Genomic DNA, 18,135 nt, shown 5'->3' on the forward strand with positions numbered 1-18,135 from the left:
CAGAAAAAGTCGCGATTAAGAGTGGATTTCAAGAGTTATGAAGAAGACTCAGCGACAAGCTCGACCGCTTCACGGGTCTGCTTTGCCAGTTCTTCCCAATCACCCGCTTCGATGAGCTTTTTGTCGACCATCCACGTACCACCGCATGCCAACACTCGCGGTACGGCTAGGTAGTCTCTGATATTGGTAGGATTGATACCGCCTGTTGGCATGATTTCAACGTCACCATAAGGTGCCAACAGCGCTTTCACCATATTGACGCCCCCCGATGCTTCTGCCGGGAAGAACTTGAGTGTCGTGAGCCCCATTTCTAACGCCGCTTCGACCGCACTTGGGTTGTTAACACCAGGCACGATATCAATGCCAATCTCTTGGCAAGCTTTAACGGTGTTAGGGTTAAATCCCGGAGAAACCACAAAGGTTGCCCCCGCTTCTTTCGCTGCGATAGCCTGCTCGCGATTAAGCACGGTGCCAGCACCAATCAGCATACCTGGCTGTGCTTCACGCAATAGACGGATGGCTTCAGCTGCAGCATCGGAACGAAAAGTAATTTCCGCCGCTGGTAATCCATTTTCCACCAGCACTTTACCCAATGGGATGATGTCTTCTGCGCGATCAATCGCAATCACTGGGATAACTCTGAGCGCTTTGAGTTGAGCTTTTAAATTCGACATGTTGTTTCCTATGAATCTATTTTTTGAACTGTGCGGTAACCGCATCAGTTGCCAGTTTTGGGATAATTGCGCCTTTGTGCTGAATAACGGTGCCAGCGAGGGTATTACCATTCATACACGCTTGTTTGATGTTGCCACCCGATAAGTAAGTCGCGAGAAAGCCGCCATTAAATGAATCACCTGCCGACGTGGTATCAATGACATTGTCTACCGGTGTCGTCGCCACAGAGTAAGGTTCAGATGCATTTGAATCAGCGACTAAACAACCTTCAGCACCGAGCTTAACCACCACATTTTTCACCCCTTGTTCTTGCAAGCGTGTGATTGTGTCGTATGCCGTTGTATCCCCCCAAATCAGCTGCTCATCATCGAAAGTAACCAAAGCCAAATCTGTGGTTTGATACATGGCTTGATAACATGCTCGAACAGTCTTCATCAGATCTTGCGGCCAAAGTGCTGGGCGAAAGTTGCTATCAAAAGCGATCTCAACACCCGTAGCTCGCAAGCGGCTCAAAAGCTCAAGCAGTTGGATACGATCTTGTTCAGGCAAAATGGCTAAGCTAATACCGCTGATAAACACCATATCAGCCTGAGTCAGAGACTCCGCTACGCGAGCAAAGTCAGTATGTTGCAGTAAGTAGCGCGCGGCTGATTGATTACGCCAATAAAGGAAGGTGCGTTCACCTTGGTCATCCAGTTGGATCAGGTACAAACCCGGCGTGCGTGTTTCATCTCGCAAAACGAAATCCGTGCCGACACCTTCTTGCTGCCAACGCTCCACCATGCCATTGCTCAGAGGGTCGGTGCCCATTGCAGTGACATATTGCACTTGCGCCGGCGTTGATGCTCTTAGAGCTTGGCTACAACGGCTAAGGTAAACCGCAGCATTCAATGTGTCGCCACCAAACGTCTGCTGCATGCTGCCAAACGGCTTGCCGTTCAACTCGATCATGCATTCCCCAAGTATTGCGATTGTCTTCATGTCAGTTCTTTTTAAGCATGCTGAATAGACCTGTCGACATTAGATACAACAGGTCTACATAGAGAGAGGAGAGAATTATTTGTTATCGATACGTACGAACATCATGGTCATTGCGAATGACAACGCAAACACACCAATCACGCCCAGTACGGCTTGAACAAAGTTTTGTGTACCACTTGCCAAGTAAGCTGGCAGACTGAACACAGAAGAAAGAATGTAGCTGGTTAAGTGGGTATCGATTGTGACCGAAATTGCACCAACAATACCTGTCGCCAAGCTCGCCATAAACAGTGCTTTGGTGTACTTAGTCAACACACCAAACAGAGCAGGCTCAGTGATACCAAGGATAGCGGTAATACCCGAACCGACTGTGATAGACGATTGCTCTTTGCTGGCGTGTTTACGTTGCTTGTACCAAATCGCCATGGTTGCGCCTGCAATAGCCAAGTTTCCTAGACACATAATTGGCATCAGTAGATCTTTTCCGTAAAGAGCAAAATTGTTCAAACTGATTGGTGTCATGCTGTGGTGAATACCAAATACAATGGTGATTGGACGGGTCAAACCGAACACAAAACCAGTCAGTGTTGGTGAAACCTCCAGTAGCGAGCTTACAACCCAGCCAGCACCGTTACTTACCCACATCCCAGCAGGCGCAACGACAGAAAGTACGACCGTTGAAGTCACAGTGAAAGCAAGTAGCGGAGTGAATACTGGTTTGGCAGAAGCAGGAACTAACTTGTCTACCATAGGGGTGATTTTAGATAGCACCCAAACCGCTAAAATTGCAGGGACAATTGCGCCACCATAGTTCAGCAGCTCGATTGGAATCACACCGAATACGCTAAGTTCTGGAGCATTTCCAGCTTGGCTCAACAGTGTGGCTTTTTCCAACAACTTTGGCGACATCATCGCCGCAGCAACCGCTAACGCAATGTATTCATTGACTTTAAACACCTTTGCAGCAGAGAAAGACACTAGCATTGGTAGAAAGAAGAACACTGCAACAGAAATAGAGCGGAAGAAGAAAACAGTGTCGGAAGACTCAGAGATAACGTTAGTCGCAATCAGGCCAGATAGCAGCCCCATTAACATACCTGCTCCCGCAATAGCAGGAACAACAGGACCAAAGATTCCTGCCACGATGCGCATCGCGTTTTGAAATAGCTTACCTTTCTCTTGCTCGGTTTCTACATCTTCTGGCGCGGCGCTTGCTCCAGACAGCGCTAGGTACCACTTTTCTACGTCGACACCAATAATCACCTGGGTCTGACCTTGCCCAAGAACCACACCTTTTACGCCTTGAATCGCTTCTAGCTTTTCTTTGTCGGCTTTTGACTCATCCACCAATTTAAAACGCAAGCGAGTCATGCAGTGGGTGATGTTTGCAATGTTTTCGTTGCCGCCAAGTGCCGCGACCAATTCTTGTAGTTTCATGCTAAAGCTGCCTGCCTTACCTGACGGTGTATCGCCAGCTGCCATGTTTGTTTGTGTCAATTGCATCATACTTTCCTATGTGCTTAGTCTGCTCATTTACTGCGCTCATCTTAGCTACTGGCAGTATTTATCCAATCGACAAATTAGTGATTAAACTCACAATAAGACGGCTAAAAATTAATTTTTGAGCTTTTTTTGCCAATTGGTTCGTTTTTCTTTCCAAATTCTAAACAAGAGCGAACCAGTTAAATTTAAGCACAATTTACCGCTTGTAATTTGTATTTTTTCACGCTTATATAAAATAAATCCTATTAGATTAGAGATAGTTTGAAGTGAATAAAAACACCATATCCAGCATTGAGTGCATCATTAGTAAACCGGATCGGCACAATCTGATCACTGTAATTGTAGAAACAGAATCAGGCATCACGGGTTACGGTTGTGCAACTTTTCAACAACGACCATTGGCAGTAAAAACCATGGTTGATGAATACCTTAAGCCATTATTAATTGGTAAAGACGCCAATAATATTGAAGATCTGTGGCAAATGATGATGGTCAATGCATATTGGCGAAATGGCCCAGTGATCAACAATGCTATTTCCGGTGTAGACATGGCACTTTGGGATATAAAGGCAAAACTGGCTAACATGCCGCTTCATCAATTATTTGGTGGTAAGTCTCGTGATGCTATTCAAGTATATACACATGCCACTAGCGATACGATGGAAGGCCTCTATGAGCAAGTCGATAAATATTTAGAGCAGGGCTATCAACATATTCGTTGTCAACTAGGCTTCTATGGAGGCGTGCCTGAAAATATTCAAACAGCAAAAAATCCAACGCAAGGCTCGTACTACGATCAAGACCAGTATATTGAAAACACTGTGGAAATGTTCAAAAACTTACGTGAGAAATACGGCAAGAAGTTCCATATTCTTCACGATGTACACGAGCGTTTGTTCCCAAATCAAGCAATTCAATTTGCGAAAGAAGTTGAGAAGTACAACCCATTCTTTATCGAAGATATTTTGCCACCAAGCCAAACAGAATGGCTAGACAACATTCGTAACCAATCGAGTGTTTCTCTAGCGCTGGGTGAGCTATTCAACAACCCAGAAGAGTGGAAAGCACTGATCATCAATCGTCGTGTCGACTTCATTCGTTGCCACGTCTCGCAAATCGGTGGCATCACGCCAGCACTGAAACTCGGTCACTTCTGTGAGAGCTTTGGCGTTCGTATTGCTTGGCACTGCCCACCAGATATGACGCCGATTGGCGCCGCGGTGAACACTCACTTAAATGTGCACTTACACAATGCTGCGATTCAAGAGCATGTAGAATACAAAGCCAATACACAGCGCGTCTTCCCGAACGCAGCAGAGCCAGTCAACGGTTACCTATACGCATCTGAAATTGCGGGTATCGGTGTGGAGATGGATCGCGAAGCAGCGCAAGACTTCCCTGTTGAATATCGCCCACACGAATGGACACAGAGCCGTTTGCCAGACGGCAGTATTCACACGCCTTAAAGCCTCGTTTGTCCTAGCGACGGTTTTATATGCAAACCTAAAAAAACGACCGCTAATCGCGGTCGTTTTGGTCTCGATAATTGAGGCTTTCGGGGTTAAATTTGGTGTGATAGGTACATTGGTAATTAATATCAATAATATCGCTCACCACAAATACCTCTCCCGTTTTTAAGAAACCACGGTTCGTGATATTCATTGCAGAACTATTACGTTTACAATCTAATAATTCTGAATCTTCTTTTGAAACATTGATGGCTTGATAACTGGTTAAATAACTATCTATTTCTAGCCCTAAAGATAATACGTGCTTCTGTAGAGAGCTTTCAATAATCTCTTCTGTTATTTTTGGAAACATACTTACAGGTAATTTAGTTTCCTCAATTTGAGTCACCTTACCCTGAATTAGTCTTAGTCGCTTAATATTCCAAAGGTATTCATCTTCTTCGATAGAAAAAACTTGCATTTCATGCGTAGTTGGCAAACGTTTATTGAGTTTTATTTTCTTGTAAGAAATCTCACCGAATTTATTTTCAGTGACAGAGTTATATATAAGTGGTGACCCAATAATAGATGTATTAACAAAATACCCAGACCCAACTTTTGATTTTACAATACCAATTGCTTCTAGTTTAGACAGTGCTTTACGTACAGAAAAACGAGAAAGATCATACTTTTCAGCCAGTTCTCGCTCTGATGGTAGTTTCACATCAATCATGTTTTGACAGATTTTGCTGATGATATCTTGGACTAATTCTTCGTATTTCTTCATAAGCACTCAGCTATTTTCGACCATAAGTAACTTATACCATTTTTCACCGTTAAATATAATCCAACTCAGTGCCTATCGCTGAAATTCATGCATTGCATTCAACTCTTTTAAGCTCGCGTCAATCCAAGAGCTTTTAGTCCTTATCGCTAAATTTTCTATACCGTCAATTAGACTGCACTTTCAAAGATTTTTTGAAATTCCTTCAAGTAGGCACTACTTGGTCTAGCCTCTACTCATAAGTAAACTTTAAACACGTTGAATTTCAGAGGTATTCTCATGCAAAAGCGAATTCTTATTACAGGTGCTACCGATGGTATCGGCTACGAAACCGCTAAAGCACTGGTCGAATTAGGTCACCATGTCATTGTTCATGGTCGCAGCCAATCCAAGCTAGATACGGTAACCAATCAACTCTCTGTGTTTGGGAAAGTGGAATCTGTATTGGCCGATCTTTCCAACTTAGACGCAGTCGCTAATATGGCTTATGAGGTTCAACAGCGTTTTGGTACTTTGGATGTGCTTATCAATAACGCTGGTGTGTTTAGTACGCCTTCACCAGTGACACCTGAAGGGCTAGATGTTCGCTTTGTGGTCAACACCATTGCACCTTATCAGCTAACCAAAGCCCTGCTGCCTTTGATAGAGAAAGACGGCCGAGTCGTTAACCTATCTTCCGCTGCGCAAGCGCCAGTGAACATCCCAGCCCTAATGGGGGAAAAACAACTTGGCGATGGTGAAGCTTACGCTCAGAGTAAGCTGGCTCTAACGATGTGGTCGCGCTGGTTAGGGGAAATGAACAAAACTCAGGGGCCGGTGATTGTCTCTGTGAACCCTAAATCTTTACTTGGCAGTAAAATGGTTAAAGATGCGTATGGCATTGCCGGAGGGGACATAAAGCTTGGGGCAGATATTTTGATCCGTGCAGCCCTATCCGAGGAGTTTAGTCAGGCGAACGGGCTGTATTTTGATAACGACATCGAGCGTTTTAGTCAGCCTCACTCCGATGCCCTCGACGATGCTAAAGTGGAAGCCGTCATTGAAGCGCTGGAAACATTTAATACCAAGATGAAGAAATGCTAGAGCTGTAAATCATCCATTCGCAGCGAGTAAGCAGAACCTTAGGTTCTGCTTATAACGCTAGCTTAAACCCTTCGTGGCTCGCCACAAAACCCAGCTTTTGATAGAAGCGAATGGCATCAGGGCGTAGTTTGTCGCTTGTTAACTGCACCATGCTGCAGCCTTTCTGCTTAGCCTGCTGAATCGCGTATTCAAACATCTGCTCCCCAATCCCTAACCCGCGAACATCCTGATGAATTCGGACACCCTCTATCAGAGCTCTCCAGCTGCCAATATGCGTCAAATAGGGAATATATAGGTGAGCTGCAGCATTCCAATTACTTTATGCTCATGTTCAGCCACAATCAGTTGATTATTGGGATCAGAATCGATGGCTTGAAACGCAGATAAGTAACTTGTATTCAGGGGAGTGGTGGTGTCTTCTCGCTGCGCACCAAGCGGGTCACTGGCGAGCATGTTCACTAAACTTGCTAAGTCGTCACTGGTTGCAGTGCGAAAATGTATATCCAACGGGTACCTCCACTTATCCGTTTACCTCAAAGAGGTTCAGGGTATCATTCTGCATTAAACGAAAAAAGGCGGGAAACCCGCCTTTTTAATATGCTTTGCGCTACTGGTGCGCTTGTAAAATCCGTTGATACAAGTCGTCTTTCTGCATCGCTCGGTCATGCTTCATCCGATGCATCTCCTCATCACTGATTGGAGAGTCTCGCAATTCTAAAGTGCGAATGTCTTTATCTAATGCGTCGTAAGCTTTCATGTCTTTTAGAAACACTTCATCGGCTTTTGCCAACGCTTTAATCGTGTCTGTGTAGTCCGAAAATTCGTTCAGTAGAGAGTGGTTCTCACCCAACATAGCTGCTCCTTGGTTATCCGTTACTAACCACTACAACCTAGCGCAATTCGACGCTGAGTATTTGGAGTCCACTCACGTTTTTTAGCTACTAAACAAAAACATCACTTAATTAGACTGCGTGGTTTTACGCTCAACAATTTTGGCGGGAACCATCATTTTCACCACACTGCTGTTCTTATCGTTGATTTGGTCGACGATTACTTTGACCGACTCGCGCGCTAAGCGCTTGAAATCCTGCCTAAAGGTCGTTAACTGATAACTTAACCATTCTGCCTGAGGAATATTATCAAACCCGAGCACTTTGAGATCTTCTGGGATTCGTAGGCCAAACTCTAATCGAGCCACGTCCATCACCGCCATGGCAAGGTTGTCGGTCGCACAGAAAACAGATTCAGGACGCGAAGGATCGGCCATTAATTTGCGAATTTCCTCTAACGCTCCATCGTAGTCATAGCTTGCCTCGATCACTCGCGGTAGGTTGCCTGTCAGCTCTTCAAATTCAGAACAAAAACCGTTTTCACGCTCGCCATTAGTAAAGGTGGGTACTTCACCAGTTAAGTACACTGAGCTTTTGACGCCTTTTTCATGCAAGTGCTGCGCAGCCTGCTGGCCTGCTTCATAGTTATCACTGATCACATAGCTACTTTTGGTCCCTTCCACGACACGAGCATATTGCACGACAGGAATATTGAACTCAGCACACTCTTCATACAACGATTTATTAAACGTCGCCGACGCGGCAATCACACCATCGACACGATACTGGAATATGTTCGGGATCGAATGCGAATCTTGGCCATCAAACTGCCAAGGGATAAGCACAGCCGAGTAACCTTGCTTTTGCAACTCACTAGAGATGAGTTGTAGCGTTTTCATGTGAATAGGATAATCGGCATCTGGGAAGACCAATCCAATCAACTTAGATTCATTGGTAGTGAGACTGCGAGCAAAGGCATTTGGTCGGTAATTTAATGCTTTCGCGGCTTCAAAAACCTTTTGCTTGGTCTTTTCTGCAACTGAACTACCCGGCACAAATACGCGCGATACGGTCGACTGAGAAACCCCAGCAAGCTTTGCTACATCTTTAGAAGTAACCGTTTGTTTTTCAATATTCATCAGTATAAATGTCTAAGCCGATTGACTGTGCACAGAGTAACATATGTAGGTACGTATTCATAAGAAGATTATCTTCGAACCTTGTTATTATTAGGTCAAATTGCATCTTTACATAAGTTTTGGGTTGTACCCACAAAAAAAGCCTTACTCACAAGTAAGGCTTTGGTTCGGTTCCCAAACAATTAGAGGGGCTAAGTAACCCAGTCAGCCTCTCGTTTTTGATGACTAGAAGTAGTAACGGATACCCGCAGCAAACTGGTCATCATTATTTTCAAATGAGTTCCCTACTGCTTGCTCGTTACCTAAGTCAAACTGGTACTCTGTCCAGACTAACAACTTGTTGGTTTGGAAGTGGTACTCTAAACCAGGTACAACGTACTGACGCTCGTAGCCATTTGCGTTGCCGTCTGTGTCCGTTAAGTAGTTGTAGTTAAAGGTCGGACGGAAGCCGTTGTCAAAGTGGTAATGAGTGAAGAACTCAACACCGCGGTGATCATAGAATTCCGCAAGTGTGTTTGTTTCCCAGTTCGAACCTTGGCTGTAGGTTAAGCCGACAAATAGGCCATTATTGACGTAGTTAACACCTAGTAATCCGATGCGTTGAGTATCGCCATCTTGGATGTTTTTAACGCCAGCATCAATGTCGTCAAATTCATTCTGGTGGTACGCCAGACCTACCGTCAGGCCATCAGCAACCGTGTACAGAGTTGAAACACCCATACCATTCTTAAGTGTGGCTGTTTTGCCATCAGCCAAACCCACGTCTTCACGCGTCGTTTGGTAAGTGAAACCGTATTTCCACTTTTCATTGATGCTGTTGCGGTAGGTGATTGAGTTTTCTGCACGGCCCGTACCCGATGCAATACCCCAGTCAGATAGATTGTAGTAACCCGAGCCACGTGAACCGAACAGTCGGCCCATATCAGTAAACCAAGCGACATCGTAGAAGGTAGACCATTGCTTAGTACCAGCTGCAATCTTGCCGTATTTCTCGTGCTCAACACCCGCGTAAAGTAGGCGGTCGTAGATGTTATCGCCATTGGCACCCGAGTTATAACCCCACTCTGCATGGCCAAAACCGGTCCAGCCATCGTCTAGGCCCATTTGACCTTTTAGGCCAAAACGCGAACTGCCGCTATTCCACTCACCTTGATGGTCGCCGCCTTTATCGTGGTAACGAACATCGAAACGACCATCTAAGGTCAGGCTATCGCCCGCATCGTTTACAAAAGTATGTGCGGCAAAAGCAGAGCTGGTTGTCAGTGCAGCCAAAACCACTGCTGAAACTATCGACTTTTTCATTTTGTCTCTCGTTATTCAGGCCGAGAAAAGCCACCGTGCTTTTTAGGCCCGTTATGAATAATAATTAGGAAAGAGCGTGCCCCATCCTTGAGGCACTAGTTGGGAGCATGTGCCTAAGCCGAGAAGGAATGCTTAGGCAACACCGAGGCGGATGAACGAACCGCCTCTACAATCTCTTTATAGAGATGGATTTAGGATCTGCTGAGTACGCTCGAATACGTCTAGGCCTTGCTGTTTTAGCCAGTAAGGTAGGTCGATCAATACCCAGTTTTCAGATAGCTTGTCGCCGTCACGGTAGTACACGTCAACCACTTGCATGTCTGCGCGGATTTCACCACCAGTCATACCTAGGAAACCACCAATTGGCGTGTTTGATAGGTTTGGCCAGCCGAAGAAACAAGAGAAGTTACCTTCTGCGAAGCGACATACGTGGCCGTTAAAATTCTTGTCTTTCAGGTTGTTACGGAACGGCAATTGGTGCTGCTGTTGGTAACGAGGAATTGTGTAAGACGCACCGATACCACATGGACCGTACCAGATCATGTCTTTAGACCAGCTCTTCTCTAGCACTTCTGGTGGGCAACCCATCGCGCCACTGTCGTTAAGTGCAGAAAGGTCATCAACCATCTTGTTCACAAGTGCTAGTGTTGCCACACCTTCTTCTGGAGCTGCATCTTCGAACAATAGGCCGTCGTGGTTACGTGGGCCAGGGTAAACGAAATGCTTACCTGTTGATGGTGGCAGTGGGTAACAACCCGCTTGATCCATCGCGCCAAGAAGGTCTAGGAATAGTCCAGTCTTAGTGATCTTGCCGTTTTCAACACAGTTAAATTCTGCGTAACGGATGTTCATGATTTTGCCAGTAGGGCGCATGCCTAGATACTCAGCATCGAACAGGCCCATGAAATGGCCCATGCTCATTACCCAAATTTCACCTTCAGTGACTTCATTCTCACCACCGATGAAGATGTCTTGACGACGCTGCATGCGAGTCATTGACTTCATTAGTGGAGACCAGAAAACGTCTGCTGCGGCTTGCGCACCTTCTTGCTCACGGAATGGGTAAACACCACGCCATAGGTAGTCTTCTGAAGTGTGTGCTTTTAGTACTTCAGCCACGTTCTCGTGAGTGGCATTTTCCATCGCATCGAAGTAATCACGTACTACACGTTTTGCTTCTTGATATTTAGACATAATCATCTCTCTTTTTGCTGCCGAGCCAGCATTGGAACAGGACTCGATAAAGTGTTTAGTTGCCAGCTGAGCCCATATGGTTCAGCTGGGAAATTCGTATTGATTAAGCGTTAGCGGTTTGCTTGTCTTTGTTCTTGTCGAACAAGCCGCCTTTGAGTGTTTCAGGTAGCGTGAACCATAGTAGACCAGCAACGATCCATACGATTGGTGAACCCCACATCGCAGTTTGAAGATCGGTACGCTCTTGAATGAAGATAAGAACCATTGGTGCCCACATACCCAAGATACGACCACCGTGGAACAGTGCCGCGCCGTAGCTGCGAAGATGCGCTGGGAACAGTTCTGAGAAATACCCACCCCACACAGCTGAAGAAGACAAACCGAAGTTGTAGATAAGACCTAAAATAGCCAGCATGTTTAGGCTACCGATCATCACGTCACCAGGAGCAACAAAGAATACCGATACCATGATGCCCGCTAGAATAAAGCCTAGTGCATTGAATTTACGGCCGAATTTATCTGCCGCCCAACCCCAGAACCATGCACCAAATAGTGAGCCAAAGGCTGAAATTGAGAAGATAAGACCAATAGTGGCACCATCAAACATACGCACTTCACGTAAGTAAGTCGTTACAAAGCCACCGAAGAATTGGAAACCATAGAAGTTCAGGCCAGCCAGCAATAGACACGTGATGGTAATGGTACGGTGTTGCTTGCTAAGCATTTCACCCCAAGAACCTTGTTTCACTGACGCGTCGGTTTTCTCTGCTTCTGCTTGCTCTTCTTCACCGTAAGCGATGACTTTCTTGTCACTCGGTAGAACAAATAGCATCACAACCGCCGCTGCTAGAGGTGGCACACCACCAACCCACATTAGGCTTTCCCATGGAGCATCAATGCTTGAGATGAATGCTGCATACGCACCCATTACCATCAGTGCTACAGAGAACATAGATGAAGCAAATGCGGTCAGCTTGCCGCGTACCGTTGGAGTAAATAGGCCTATCATCAAGCTCACTGCCACGGTGAAGTAACCGCCTAGCGAAAGACCAATGATGAAACGCATTGCGGCCCAAGTCGCGTAGTCAGTAAACATCATATTGATGATAGTGGCGCCGCCATTTAAGGCTGTAATCGCAATTAGCGTTGATTTTTTACCAAACTTTGTTGCAAACCATGCACAGCTGAGGGCACCAATAAGTGCACCAACCGACTGCCATGTATAGAACTGAGCCGTATCCGATAGGCTGATCCCGTCGTACGCTTCAACAATATAAGGGCGTACGTAATCAATAATTACAAAGTTGTAACAATAGAAAAAGTAGCCAACCAGAATTGCCAAATAGGCCGCTACTCTTTGAATCATAGGAACTTCGCTCATGTGTTTCTTGGTGGTCATGACCGATAAACCTCTATTTCACTTAGGATTTTTTAGTATTTTCTCAAACAAGAAAGCATCACTTTAAGATCTTTCCTGCGTTGATGTCGGGGAGGATCATAGTTTTTTTTCTACCTATTGTTCCGTGATCAAGGTCAATTTTAAAATGAATACGCACCCATTTTGGCGTTTTTGGTGATCTAAGTCTCGCTGTGAGCCTGATTTGCATATTTTGTGCAAGGATTCATCTATATTGGTGACAAAATTCGCATTTAGAGTGGATTTTGGATAGGAATAGCCAACCGTTGGCACTCATACGTAAGGAAAATAGTTTCTAAGCACCAAGGGGAAATGCCTAAATGGTTACGTACTCAAGCCTTATGGTAATCGCACTTTACGTGTCTATAACCATATTAATCAGCTACTTAGTAAATAAGCGCTATAAATCTGGTGGTGACTTTTCCACTGGTGGAAAGCAGTTTGGCTGGTTTACCGCTGGGATATCCATTTTAGCTACCTACATTAGTGCCATGACTTTTGTTGGCATGCCTGGTTGGGTCTACAGCTCAGGTATGGAAGCGATGAGCGTACACCTCAACTATCCTATCGTGATCTTTTTTGCAGTGGTCTTCTTTGTTCCCGTCTTCTATAAGCTGGGACTCACTTCGATTTACGAATACCTTGAGCTGCGCTTTGGTGTCGTCGCAAGAACCATCAACTCAGTGCTGTTTATTATCGTTCAGTGCATATCGGCGGGGGTAATTCTCTATGCTGTGGCTCTAATACTGGTTCAAGTTCTGCCCATTAGTATTTCCGAAGCGATCATCTATATCAGTCTATTCACCGCCTGCTACACCTATGCGGGTGGGATCTCGACCGTCATCTGGACAGATATGCTGCAGTCTGCTGTGCTCGTGATCGGTAGTATCGCTATCTTTGCCATTCTTCTTATCGACATTAATACCGGCGAGCACCTCTCTCGCGAGCATCTCGAAATCGTCAATTTCGACTTCGATCTTGGCGTGGACACCACGCTATGGGCGGGTGTGGTAGCGGTGACTTTTCTTCACTTGAGTGTGTACGCCACCAACCAACTGATCATTCAAAGAACGCTTGCAACCAAAGACGTGAAGACAGCACAAAAATCCATGCTGCTTTGTGGCTACGGAGCGTTCTTCATCTACCTATTCTTTGCGCTGATTGGTGTATTACTTAGCATCTTTTATCAGGATCAACATTTCGCAAACAGCAACGAAGTGATTTTAGATTTCGTCTTCAACCATACCAATCCAATTGTGGTGGGGTTGATTATCTCAGCATTAGCTGCAGCCGCAATGTCGACGCTCGACTCTACCTACAATTCAATGGCAACGGTGGCGACGTTCGATATCTATAAGCGCTTTATTCGCACTGGCGCCAAAGACAAACATTATGAGAGGGTCGCACGTAAGCTGAGTTTATTGGCTGCGGGGTTTGTTGTTGTACCTGCGCTATTCGCCGTTTCGAACGAATCTGTGCTTAAAACCATTGCCAGTTTGACCTCAATTTTTGTGGGTATCCGCTTGGGCTCGTTTGTACTTGGCCTAGCGTGGGCAAAGTCTAACGAACGTGGTGTCATCGCTGGCAGCATTACCAGCATTATCGCGGTATTTAGCGCTATGTCGGCAGGCATTGCCTGGCCGTGGTTTGCCCCACTTGGCACCTTTGTCTTTCTGCTGTTCGGTGTCATCGTGAGTCGACACACCGGCACGCTAACTCCACAACAGCAAGATTTTATTGCTAACCAAAAACACCTTTTTTCTAAGCCAACCACCAGCCATTATGGGCTACTGGTATTTGCGGTGCTGACTATCGTCGCAAGTATCGTGTTACCCGATTGGTTGTTCGCTGCCCTGTCTTAACGAGTTAACACTATGCTTTCTATTTTCGATATCTACAAAATTGGGGTGGGACCGTCTAGCTCCCATACCAATGGTCCAATGATCGCGGGTTTTCAGTTTACCCAGGCGATCAAAACGCATTTAAAACAAGTCGCCCGTATCCAAATCGATTTATACGGTTCCCTATCGCTTACCGGAATTGGCCACCATACCGATCGCGCTACCTTACTTGGGTTACTGGGTAATACGCCCGACAGCATCAAAATCACCAGCGCAAATCAGGCAATGCGTAACGCCATAGATCAAGGCCAATTGCTCGTTGCTGGCGAGCATAACATCGCGTTCAACTACCAAACCGATATGCTGTTCCACCAAGACAACTTGCCACTGCACGAAAATGGAATGACCATCACGGCCTTTGATACGCAGGGCAATATCATTGGTTTTGAGACCTACTATTCCATTGGCGGCGGTTTTATCGCCACAGCGCAAGAGCTAGAAAACGGAACAACTGCAGCGCCTACGTCCGTGACTTACCCATTTACCAGCGCAGACGAGATGCTCGCCCAAGCAGAGAAACATGGCCTTAGCCTTGGCGGTATGATCCTAGCCAACGAAACCGCATTCCAAGATAGCGAAGTCATCGACAATAAAGCCGATCAAATCTGGCGGGTCATGACACGCTGTATGGAACGAGGATTTGAGACAGAAGGTATTTTGGATGGTGGCCTGAATGTCACTCGCCGCGCGCCAAACCTACTGAAGAAACTGGAAGCCAATGCTGCGGTAGAAAGTGATCCAATGGAAATCATGGATTGGATTAACTTGTTTGCCTTTGCCGTTAGCGAAGAAAACGCCGCTGGCGGCCAAGTGGTTACCTCGCCAACCAATGGCGCAGCCGGTGTGATACCTGCAGTGTTGATGTACTACCATCGCTTTATCAAACCTTTAGATACCAAGCAGTTAAAGGATTTCCTTGCCGTCTCTGGCGCGATTGGCATCTTATACAAAACCAACGCTTCCATATCCGGTGCTGAGGTTGGCTGCCAAGGCGAAGTCGGCGTATCGTCTTCAATGGCTGCAGCAGGCCTTACCGCCCTTCGTGGTGGCAGTAACGAGCAAATCTGTATTGCCGCAGAAATAGCAATGGAGCACTCGTTAGGTATGACATGCGACCCAATCGGCGGGTTGGTTCAAGTGCCATGTATCGAACGCAATGCAATGGGAGCGATGAAAGCCATCAATGCATCACGAATGGCACTTAAACGTACCAGTAAGTGTTTAATCTCGCTCGACAAAGTGATTGAGACCATGTACCAAACGGGCAAGGACATGAATAAGAAGTACCGTGAAACATCTCAAGGTGGCTTAGCCCTTATTCATCTTGCACATCCTTGTGAATAGCACCAATTGAAAGTTAAAAAGCCCAGTCGATGACTGGGCTCTTTCTTTCAAGTTAAGCGGTAAGTTAAAGCGTCACGACCACTCGAACCGCAAGGCCAATAAGTACTAGGCCAGATAACCTATCAATGAGTACCGCTTTAGAACGGATTTTATCAATGACTTTCGAGTTGGATAAGATCAGCGTGATGAAGGTATACCACAAGCCATCAGTAATCAGCGGCGTTGCCACAATGATCATTTGATTGCTCAGTTCATTTCCCAGCGCGACAAACTGGCTAAACAATGCGATGAAGAACAATGCGATCTTGGGACTAAGAATCGAAATGAAAAACCCTTCTCGCGCCGATTGCCACACACTGACTTTCTCGCCCGACTCCAATTTAGCAGCAACACCACCTTTTGAACGCAGTGCATTAAAGCCTAAGTACGCCAAGTATCCGGCACCTGCAACGCTAATGGTTTTAAACAGCAGCGGGCTTTGCTGAAGCACCACAGCCAAACCAATCAGCGTAATAAAGGCGTAAATACCAATACCTAACGCGTGCGCCCATGCTGTTGCCAGTCCGTTTAGCCTGCCGCCCGCAAGTGAGTGCTTAGCCACAACCGCTAAGCTCGGCCCTGGCGACATTGCGCCAAGAATACAAATGGTGAAAAGTGATAACCACACTGTGAACGTCATAATGCTCTCCTCTTTGTGGTCACTGTAACAAAGGCCAAGCTATAAATTGAAATCAAACATTCTCATAAAGGTCATGATTTCAGATCATCCCCTATTACGTAAGTCGATTTACTTAGATTGAATAGTCAGAGTCCTGCATTAACACTGCGATTTGCTCTCTCGCCCAGCGATGTGCGGGGTCGCTGTCATATTTCGGGTGCCACATCAGCCAGTACTGGTGAGCTTGCGTGGCAAATGGCAGTTCTTTGTGAGCGATGGGCCAATGACGAGCAAGGTTTACCGCAATATGCCTAGGCACCACCATCAAGTGTTCACTCGATACTAATGTGTTAATCGCGGCTGAGAAAAATGGGACTTTCAACGCAATTCGACGCTCAATGCCCTGCTGTTTCAGTACCACATCAGTACTGGAGTCTTTATCGCCCCCACCGGTCACTTTAATGTGTGAGTAAGCCGTCAGGTCTTCAACAGATAATGAATTTTTGCTTGCAAGTGGATGGGTGTCTTTCATTAAACACACCGAGTTGTCTTCACCAATCTTAATACTCGACACACCTTTTGGTTGCTCTGCAAACATGGAGGTCGCGAGGTGAATGCCTAAATCGTGCATTTTCTCTAAAAAATCGGGTTGCCATAAACGATAGGCAACGTCGATTTTCGGCGCCGCTTGGTTAAGATATTGAGTAATATTGGGCAGCAAGTACTGAGCAACATAGTCACTGGAAGCGAGCACTAACTCACCTTGCCAGTCTTTAGGTTCAAAGGGTTTGTCGCTCAACAAGTGATCAAACTCGCCCAGCAATGCTTCCAATTTCTGTTTCAGTACCAGAGCCCGTGGAGTCGGAATTAAGCTGTTCCCTTCACGCACTAAAAGTGGGTCACCGCACAGCTCCCGCAATTGGGCCAACTGCCTACTCACTGCCGACTGAGTAATATGCAAACGCTGAGCAGCGCGGCTAACATGGCACTCTTCTAACAGCACATGCAGCGAACGAAGTAAGTTCAGATTAATGTTATTTAGCACGATGAACCTGAGATGATTGAAACACACGGTGTTCAAGTTACCGTAAAACAGAAAGGAGAGAAACTAGCCGTCGCCACCTAGCTTCTCGTATTAGGCTAGAGTTATTGGTTTGGCAGCTGACGAAGAAAGTCTTGGAAGCCGGCTTCTTGCACTCGGCTAAGCACCTTACGCAAGTCAGCAATTAAGTTATCGTCGGACCAATCGACCCGAATATCAATCGGCGCTTGAGTCAAGCTCTCAATGCGCAATGAAGCCGAGTAGGTACCGCGCTTATCGCCCCCTGCCGCTAGAGCGCTTTCCAGCGCAGCAATTAAAGCCTCAGGTAGCTGCTGCTCATAATCAGGCTTATAAGCCGGCACCTCTCCCTGTAGCACTAGCTCAGAGTTAACGGTTACGGCTTCAATAAAGGCTTGAGCAAATGCAGTGATGACCGCACCACTCTCTAGCATATTGCCTGCAACCGCGATGTGAGGCAGCGACAACGAACCCACGTAAGCAATATTCTCCTCGCCGTTAATAAACGCACTGTTGCCTTCTTTATCCATCACCATACATTGGCGTTTGGCAAATTCAGCATCATTACGCTTCAATTGCTCGATCACTTGCTGGCAGTTCAAGCCTTGTTGCAGTGCCTTTTTTGCGTAATCGGCATACCAAGGGTTAGTGAATAACCCTTGAGTGGCACATGCGCCGACACCACGCCAGCTGTGATTAACGTAGCCACCAACGGCAACCCCTCCGGTTGCCGTAATAGAAGCAGATAACCCAGTTTCAGGGTTAACATGAATAAGTGAAATCGTCATAGATTCTCAATACAGCTACTCTAATGAG

The 18,135-nt window shown here is 46.1% G+C and carries 16 protein-coding genes and 1 pseudogene; 4 read left to right on the forward strand and 13 right to left on the reverse strand.

Annotated features, from left to right (window positions below):
• Positions 1-35: 35 nt before the first annotated feature.
• The 3 genes from ACXABW_RS21020 to ACXABW_RS21030 form a co-directional block, all read right to left on the reverse strand.
• The gene (locus ACXABW_RS21020; protein ID WP_252032596.1) at positions 36-674 is read right to left on the reverse strand and encodes a bifunctional 4-hydroxy-2-oxoglutarate aldolase/2-dehydro-3-deoxy-phosphogluconate aldolase; all 639 of its coding nucleotides are present in this window, start codon (positions 672-674) and stop codon (positions 36-38) included.
• Between the two features lie 16 nt (positions 675-690).
• Positions 691-1,656, reverse strand: a complete 966-nt coding sequence (locus ACXABW_RS21025) for a sugar kinase (RefSeq protein WP_457525415.1) — start codon at positions 1,654-1,656, stop codon at positions 691-693.
• A 75-nt stretch (positions 1,657-1,731) separates the two neighbouring features.
• Complete coding sequence (locus ACXABW_RS21030; RefSeq protein ID WP_457527162.1) at positions 1,732-3,138, reverse strand: PTS transporter subunit EIIC; 1,407 nt, start codon at positions 3,136-3,138, stop codon at positions 1,732-1,734.
• 287 nt (positions 3,139-3,425) lie between these two features.
• Here ACXABW_RS21030 and ACXABW_RS21035 point away from each other — a divergent pair, with 287 nt between their 5' ends.
• Entirely contained in the window at positions 3,426-4,625 is a 1,200-nt protein-coding gene (locus tag ACXABW_RS21035) for an enolase C-terminal domain-like protein (RefSeq protein WP_457525416.1), read from the forward strand.
• A 52-nt stretch (positions 4,626-4,677) separates the two neighbouring features.
• Here the strand turns inward: ACXABW_RS21035 and ACXABW_RS21040 are convergent, their stop codons facing one another.
• Positions 4,678-5,394, reverse strand: coding sequence for a GntR family transcriptional regulator (locus tag ACXABW_RS21040; RefSeq protein WP_252032605.1), 717 nt, complete (start codon positions 5,392-5,394; stop codon positions 4,678-4,680).
• 276 nt (positions 5,395-5,670) lie between these two features.
• On the opposite strand from ACXABW_RS21040, the gene ACXABW_RS21045 reads away from it, so the two are divergent.
• Complete coding sequence (locus ACXABW_RS21045) at positions 5,671-6,474, forward strand: SDR family NAD(P)-dependent oxidoreductase (RefSeq protein ID WP_457525417.1); 804 nt, start codon at positions 5,671-5,673, stop codon at positions 6,472-6,474.
• Between the two features lie 49 nt (positions 6,475-6,523).
• Here ACXABW_RS21045 and ACXABW_RS21050 read toward each other — a convergent pair.
• The 6 genes and pseudogenes from ACXABW_RS21050 to ACXABW_RS21075 form a co-directional block, all read right to left on the reverse strand.
• Positions 6,524-6,927: pseudogene (locus ACXABW_RS21050) on the reverse strand (GNAT family N-acetyltransferase).
• Between the two features lie 154 nt (positions 6,928-7,081).
• Positions 7,082-7,327, reverse strand: coding sequence for a YdcH family protein (locus ACXABW_RS21055; protein ID WP_252032613.1), 246 nt, complete (start codon positions 7,325-7,327; stop codon positions 7,082-7,084).
• Positions 7,328-7,432: 105 nt separating this feature from the next.
• On the reverse strand, positions 7,433-8,443 hold the full coding sequence (locus ACXABW_RS21060) for a LacI family DNA-binding transcriptional regulator (protein ID WP_252032616.1): 1,011 nt from the start codon (positions 8,441-8,443) through the stop codon (positions 7,433-7,435).
• Positions 8,444-8,668: 225 nt separating this feature from the next.
• Positions 8,669-9,745, reverse strand: coding sequence for a porin (locus tag ACXABW_RS21065; protein WP_457525418.1), 1,077 nt, complete (start codon positions 9,743-9,745; stop codon positions 8,669-8,671).
• 177 nt (positions 9,746-9,922) lie between these two features.
• A complete protein-coding gene (locus ACXABW_RS21070; RefSeq protein ID WP_457525419.1) occupies positions 9,923-10,939 on the reverse strand; it encodes a nuclear transport factor 2 family protein in 1,017 nt (338 codons plus the stop codon).
• Positions 10,940-11,042: 103 nt separating this feature from the next.
• Positions 11,043-12,338, reverse strand: coding sequence for an MFS transporter (locus ACXABW_RS21075; RefSeq protein ID WP_457525420.1), 1,296 nt, complete (start codon positions 12,336-12,338; stop codon positions 11,043-11,045).
• A 338-nt stretch (positions 12,339-12,676) separates the two neighbouring features.
• Between ACXABW_RS21075 and ACXABW_RS21080 the strand changes: the two genes are divergently transcribed.
• Together ACXABW_RS21080 and ACXABW_RS21085 are read left to right on the forward strand one after the other, a co-directional pair.
• Positions 12,677-14,218, forward strand: a complete 1,542-nt coding sequence (locus ACXABW_RS21080) for a sodium:solute symporter family transporter (RefSeq protein ID WP_457525421.1) — start codon at positions 12,677-12,679, stop codon at positions 14,216-14,218.
• Between the two features lie 12 nt (positions 14,219-14,230).
• Positions 14,231-15,601 carry an L-serine ammonia-lyase gene (locus tag ACXABW_RS21085; RefSeq protein WP_457525422.1) on the forward strand — a complete coding sequence of 457 codons (1,371 nt, stop codon included), beginning with the start codon at positions 14,231-14,233 and terminating at the stop codon, positions 15,599-15,601.
• A gap of 64 nt (positions 15,602-15,665) precedes the next feature.
• Here ACXABW_RS21085 and ACXABW_RS21090 read toward each other — a convergent pair whose 3' ends face one another.
• From ACXABW_RS21090 to ACXABW_RS21100, 3 genes are all read right to left on the reverse strand, one after another.
• The gene (locus tag ACXABW_RS21090) at positions 15,666-16,280 is read right to left on the reverse strand and encodes a LysE family translocator (protein ID WP_252032630.1); all 615 of its coding nucleotides are present in this window, start codon (positions 16,278-16,280) and stop codon (positions 15,666-15,668) included.
• Between the two features lie 112 nt (positions 16,281-16,392).
• Entirely contained in the window at positions 16,393-17,304 is a 912-nt protein-coding gene (locus ACXABW_RS21095) for a LysR family transcriptional regulator (protein WP_457525423.1), read from the reverse strand.
• A 101-nt stretch (positions 17,305-17,405) separates the two neighbouring features.
• A complete protein-coding gene (locus tag ACXABW_RS21100; RefSeq protein WP_457525424.1) occupies positions 17,406-18,107 on the reverse strand; it encodes a DUF1028 domain-containing protein in 702 nt (233 codons plus the stop codon).
• Positions 18,108-18,135: the final 28 nt, after the last annotated feature.

The organism is Vibrio paucivorans, assembly GCF_054053395.1.

What these genes read in the sequence shown, in the direction of transcription:
- ACXABW_RS21020 (WP_252032596.1), bottom strand. Translation starts at nt 674, where the DNA reads ATGTCGAATTTAAAAGCTCAACTCAAAGCGCTCAGAGTTATCCCAGTG.
- ACXABW_RS21080 (WP_457525421.1), top strand. Translation starts at nt 12,677, where the DNA reads ATGGTTACGTACTCAAGCCTTATGGTAATCGCACTTTACGTGTCTATA.
- ACXABW_RS21040 (WP_252032605.1), bottom strand. Translation starts at nt 5,394, where the DNA reads ATGAAGAAATACGAAGAATTAGTCCAAGATATCATCAGCAAAATCTGT.
- ACXABW_RS21070 (WP_457525419.1), bottom strand. Translation starts at nt 10,939, where the DNA reads ATGTCTAAATATCAAGAAGCAAAACGTGTAGTACGTGATTACTTCGAT.
- ACXABW_RS21065 (WP_457525418.1), bottom strand. Translation starts at nt 9,745, where the DNA reads ATGAAAAAGTCGATAGTTTCAGCAGTGGTTTTGGCTGCACTGACAACC.
- ACXABW_RS21075 (WP_457525420.1), bottom strand. Translation starts at nt 12,338, where the DNA reads ATGACCACCAAGAAACACATGAGCGAAGTTCCTATGATTCAAAGAGTA.
- ACXABW_RS21045 (WP_457525417.1), top strand. Translation starts at nt 5,671, where the DNA reads ATGCAAAAGCGAATTCTTATTACAGGTGCTACCGATGGTATCGGCTAC.
- ACXABW_RS21025 (WP_457525415.1), bottom strand. Translation starts at nt 1,656, where the DNA reads ATGAAGACAATCGCAATACTTGGGGAATGCATGATCGAGTTGAACGGC.
- ACXABW_RS21085 (WP_457525422.1), top strand. Translation starts at nt 14,231, where the DNA reads ATGCTTTCTATTTTCGATATCTACAAAATTGGGGTGGGACCGTCTAGC.
- ACXABW_RS21090 (WP_252032630.1), bottom strand. Translation starts at nt 16,280, where the DNA reads ATGACGTTCACAGTGTGGTTATCACTTTTCACCATTTGTATTCTTGGC.
- ACXABW_RS21060 (WP_252032616.1), bottom strand. Translation starts at nt 8,443, where the DNA reads ATGAATATTGAAAAACAAACGGTTACTTCTAAAGATGTAGCAAAGCTT.
- ACXABW_RS21055 (WP_252032613.1), bottom strand. Translation starts at nt 7,327, where the DNA reads ATGTTGGGTGAGAACCACTCTCTACTGAACGAATTTTCGGACTACACA.
- ACXABW_RS21030 (WP_457527162.1), bottom strand. Translation starts at nt 3,138, where the DNA reads ATGGCAGCTGGCGATACACCGTCAGGTAAGGCAGGCAGCTTTAGCATG.
- ACXABW_RS21100 (WP_457525424.1), bottom strand. Translation starts at nt 18,107, where the DNA reads ATGACGATTTCACTTATTCATGTTAACCCTGAAACTGGGTTATCTGCT.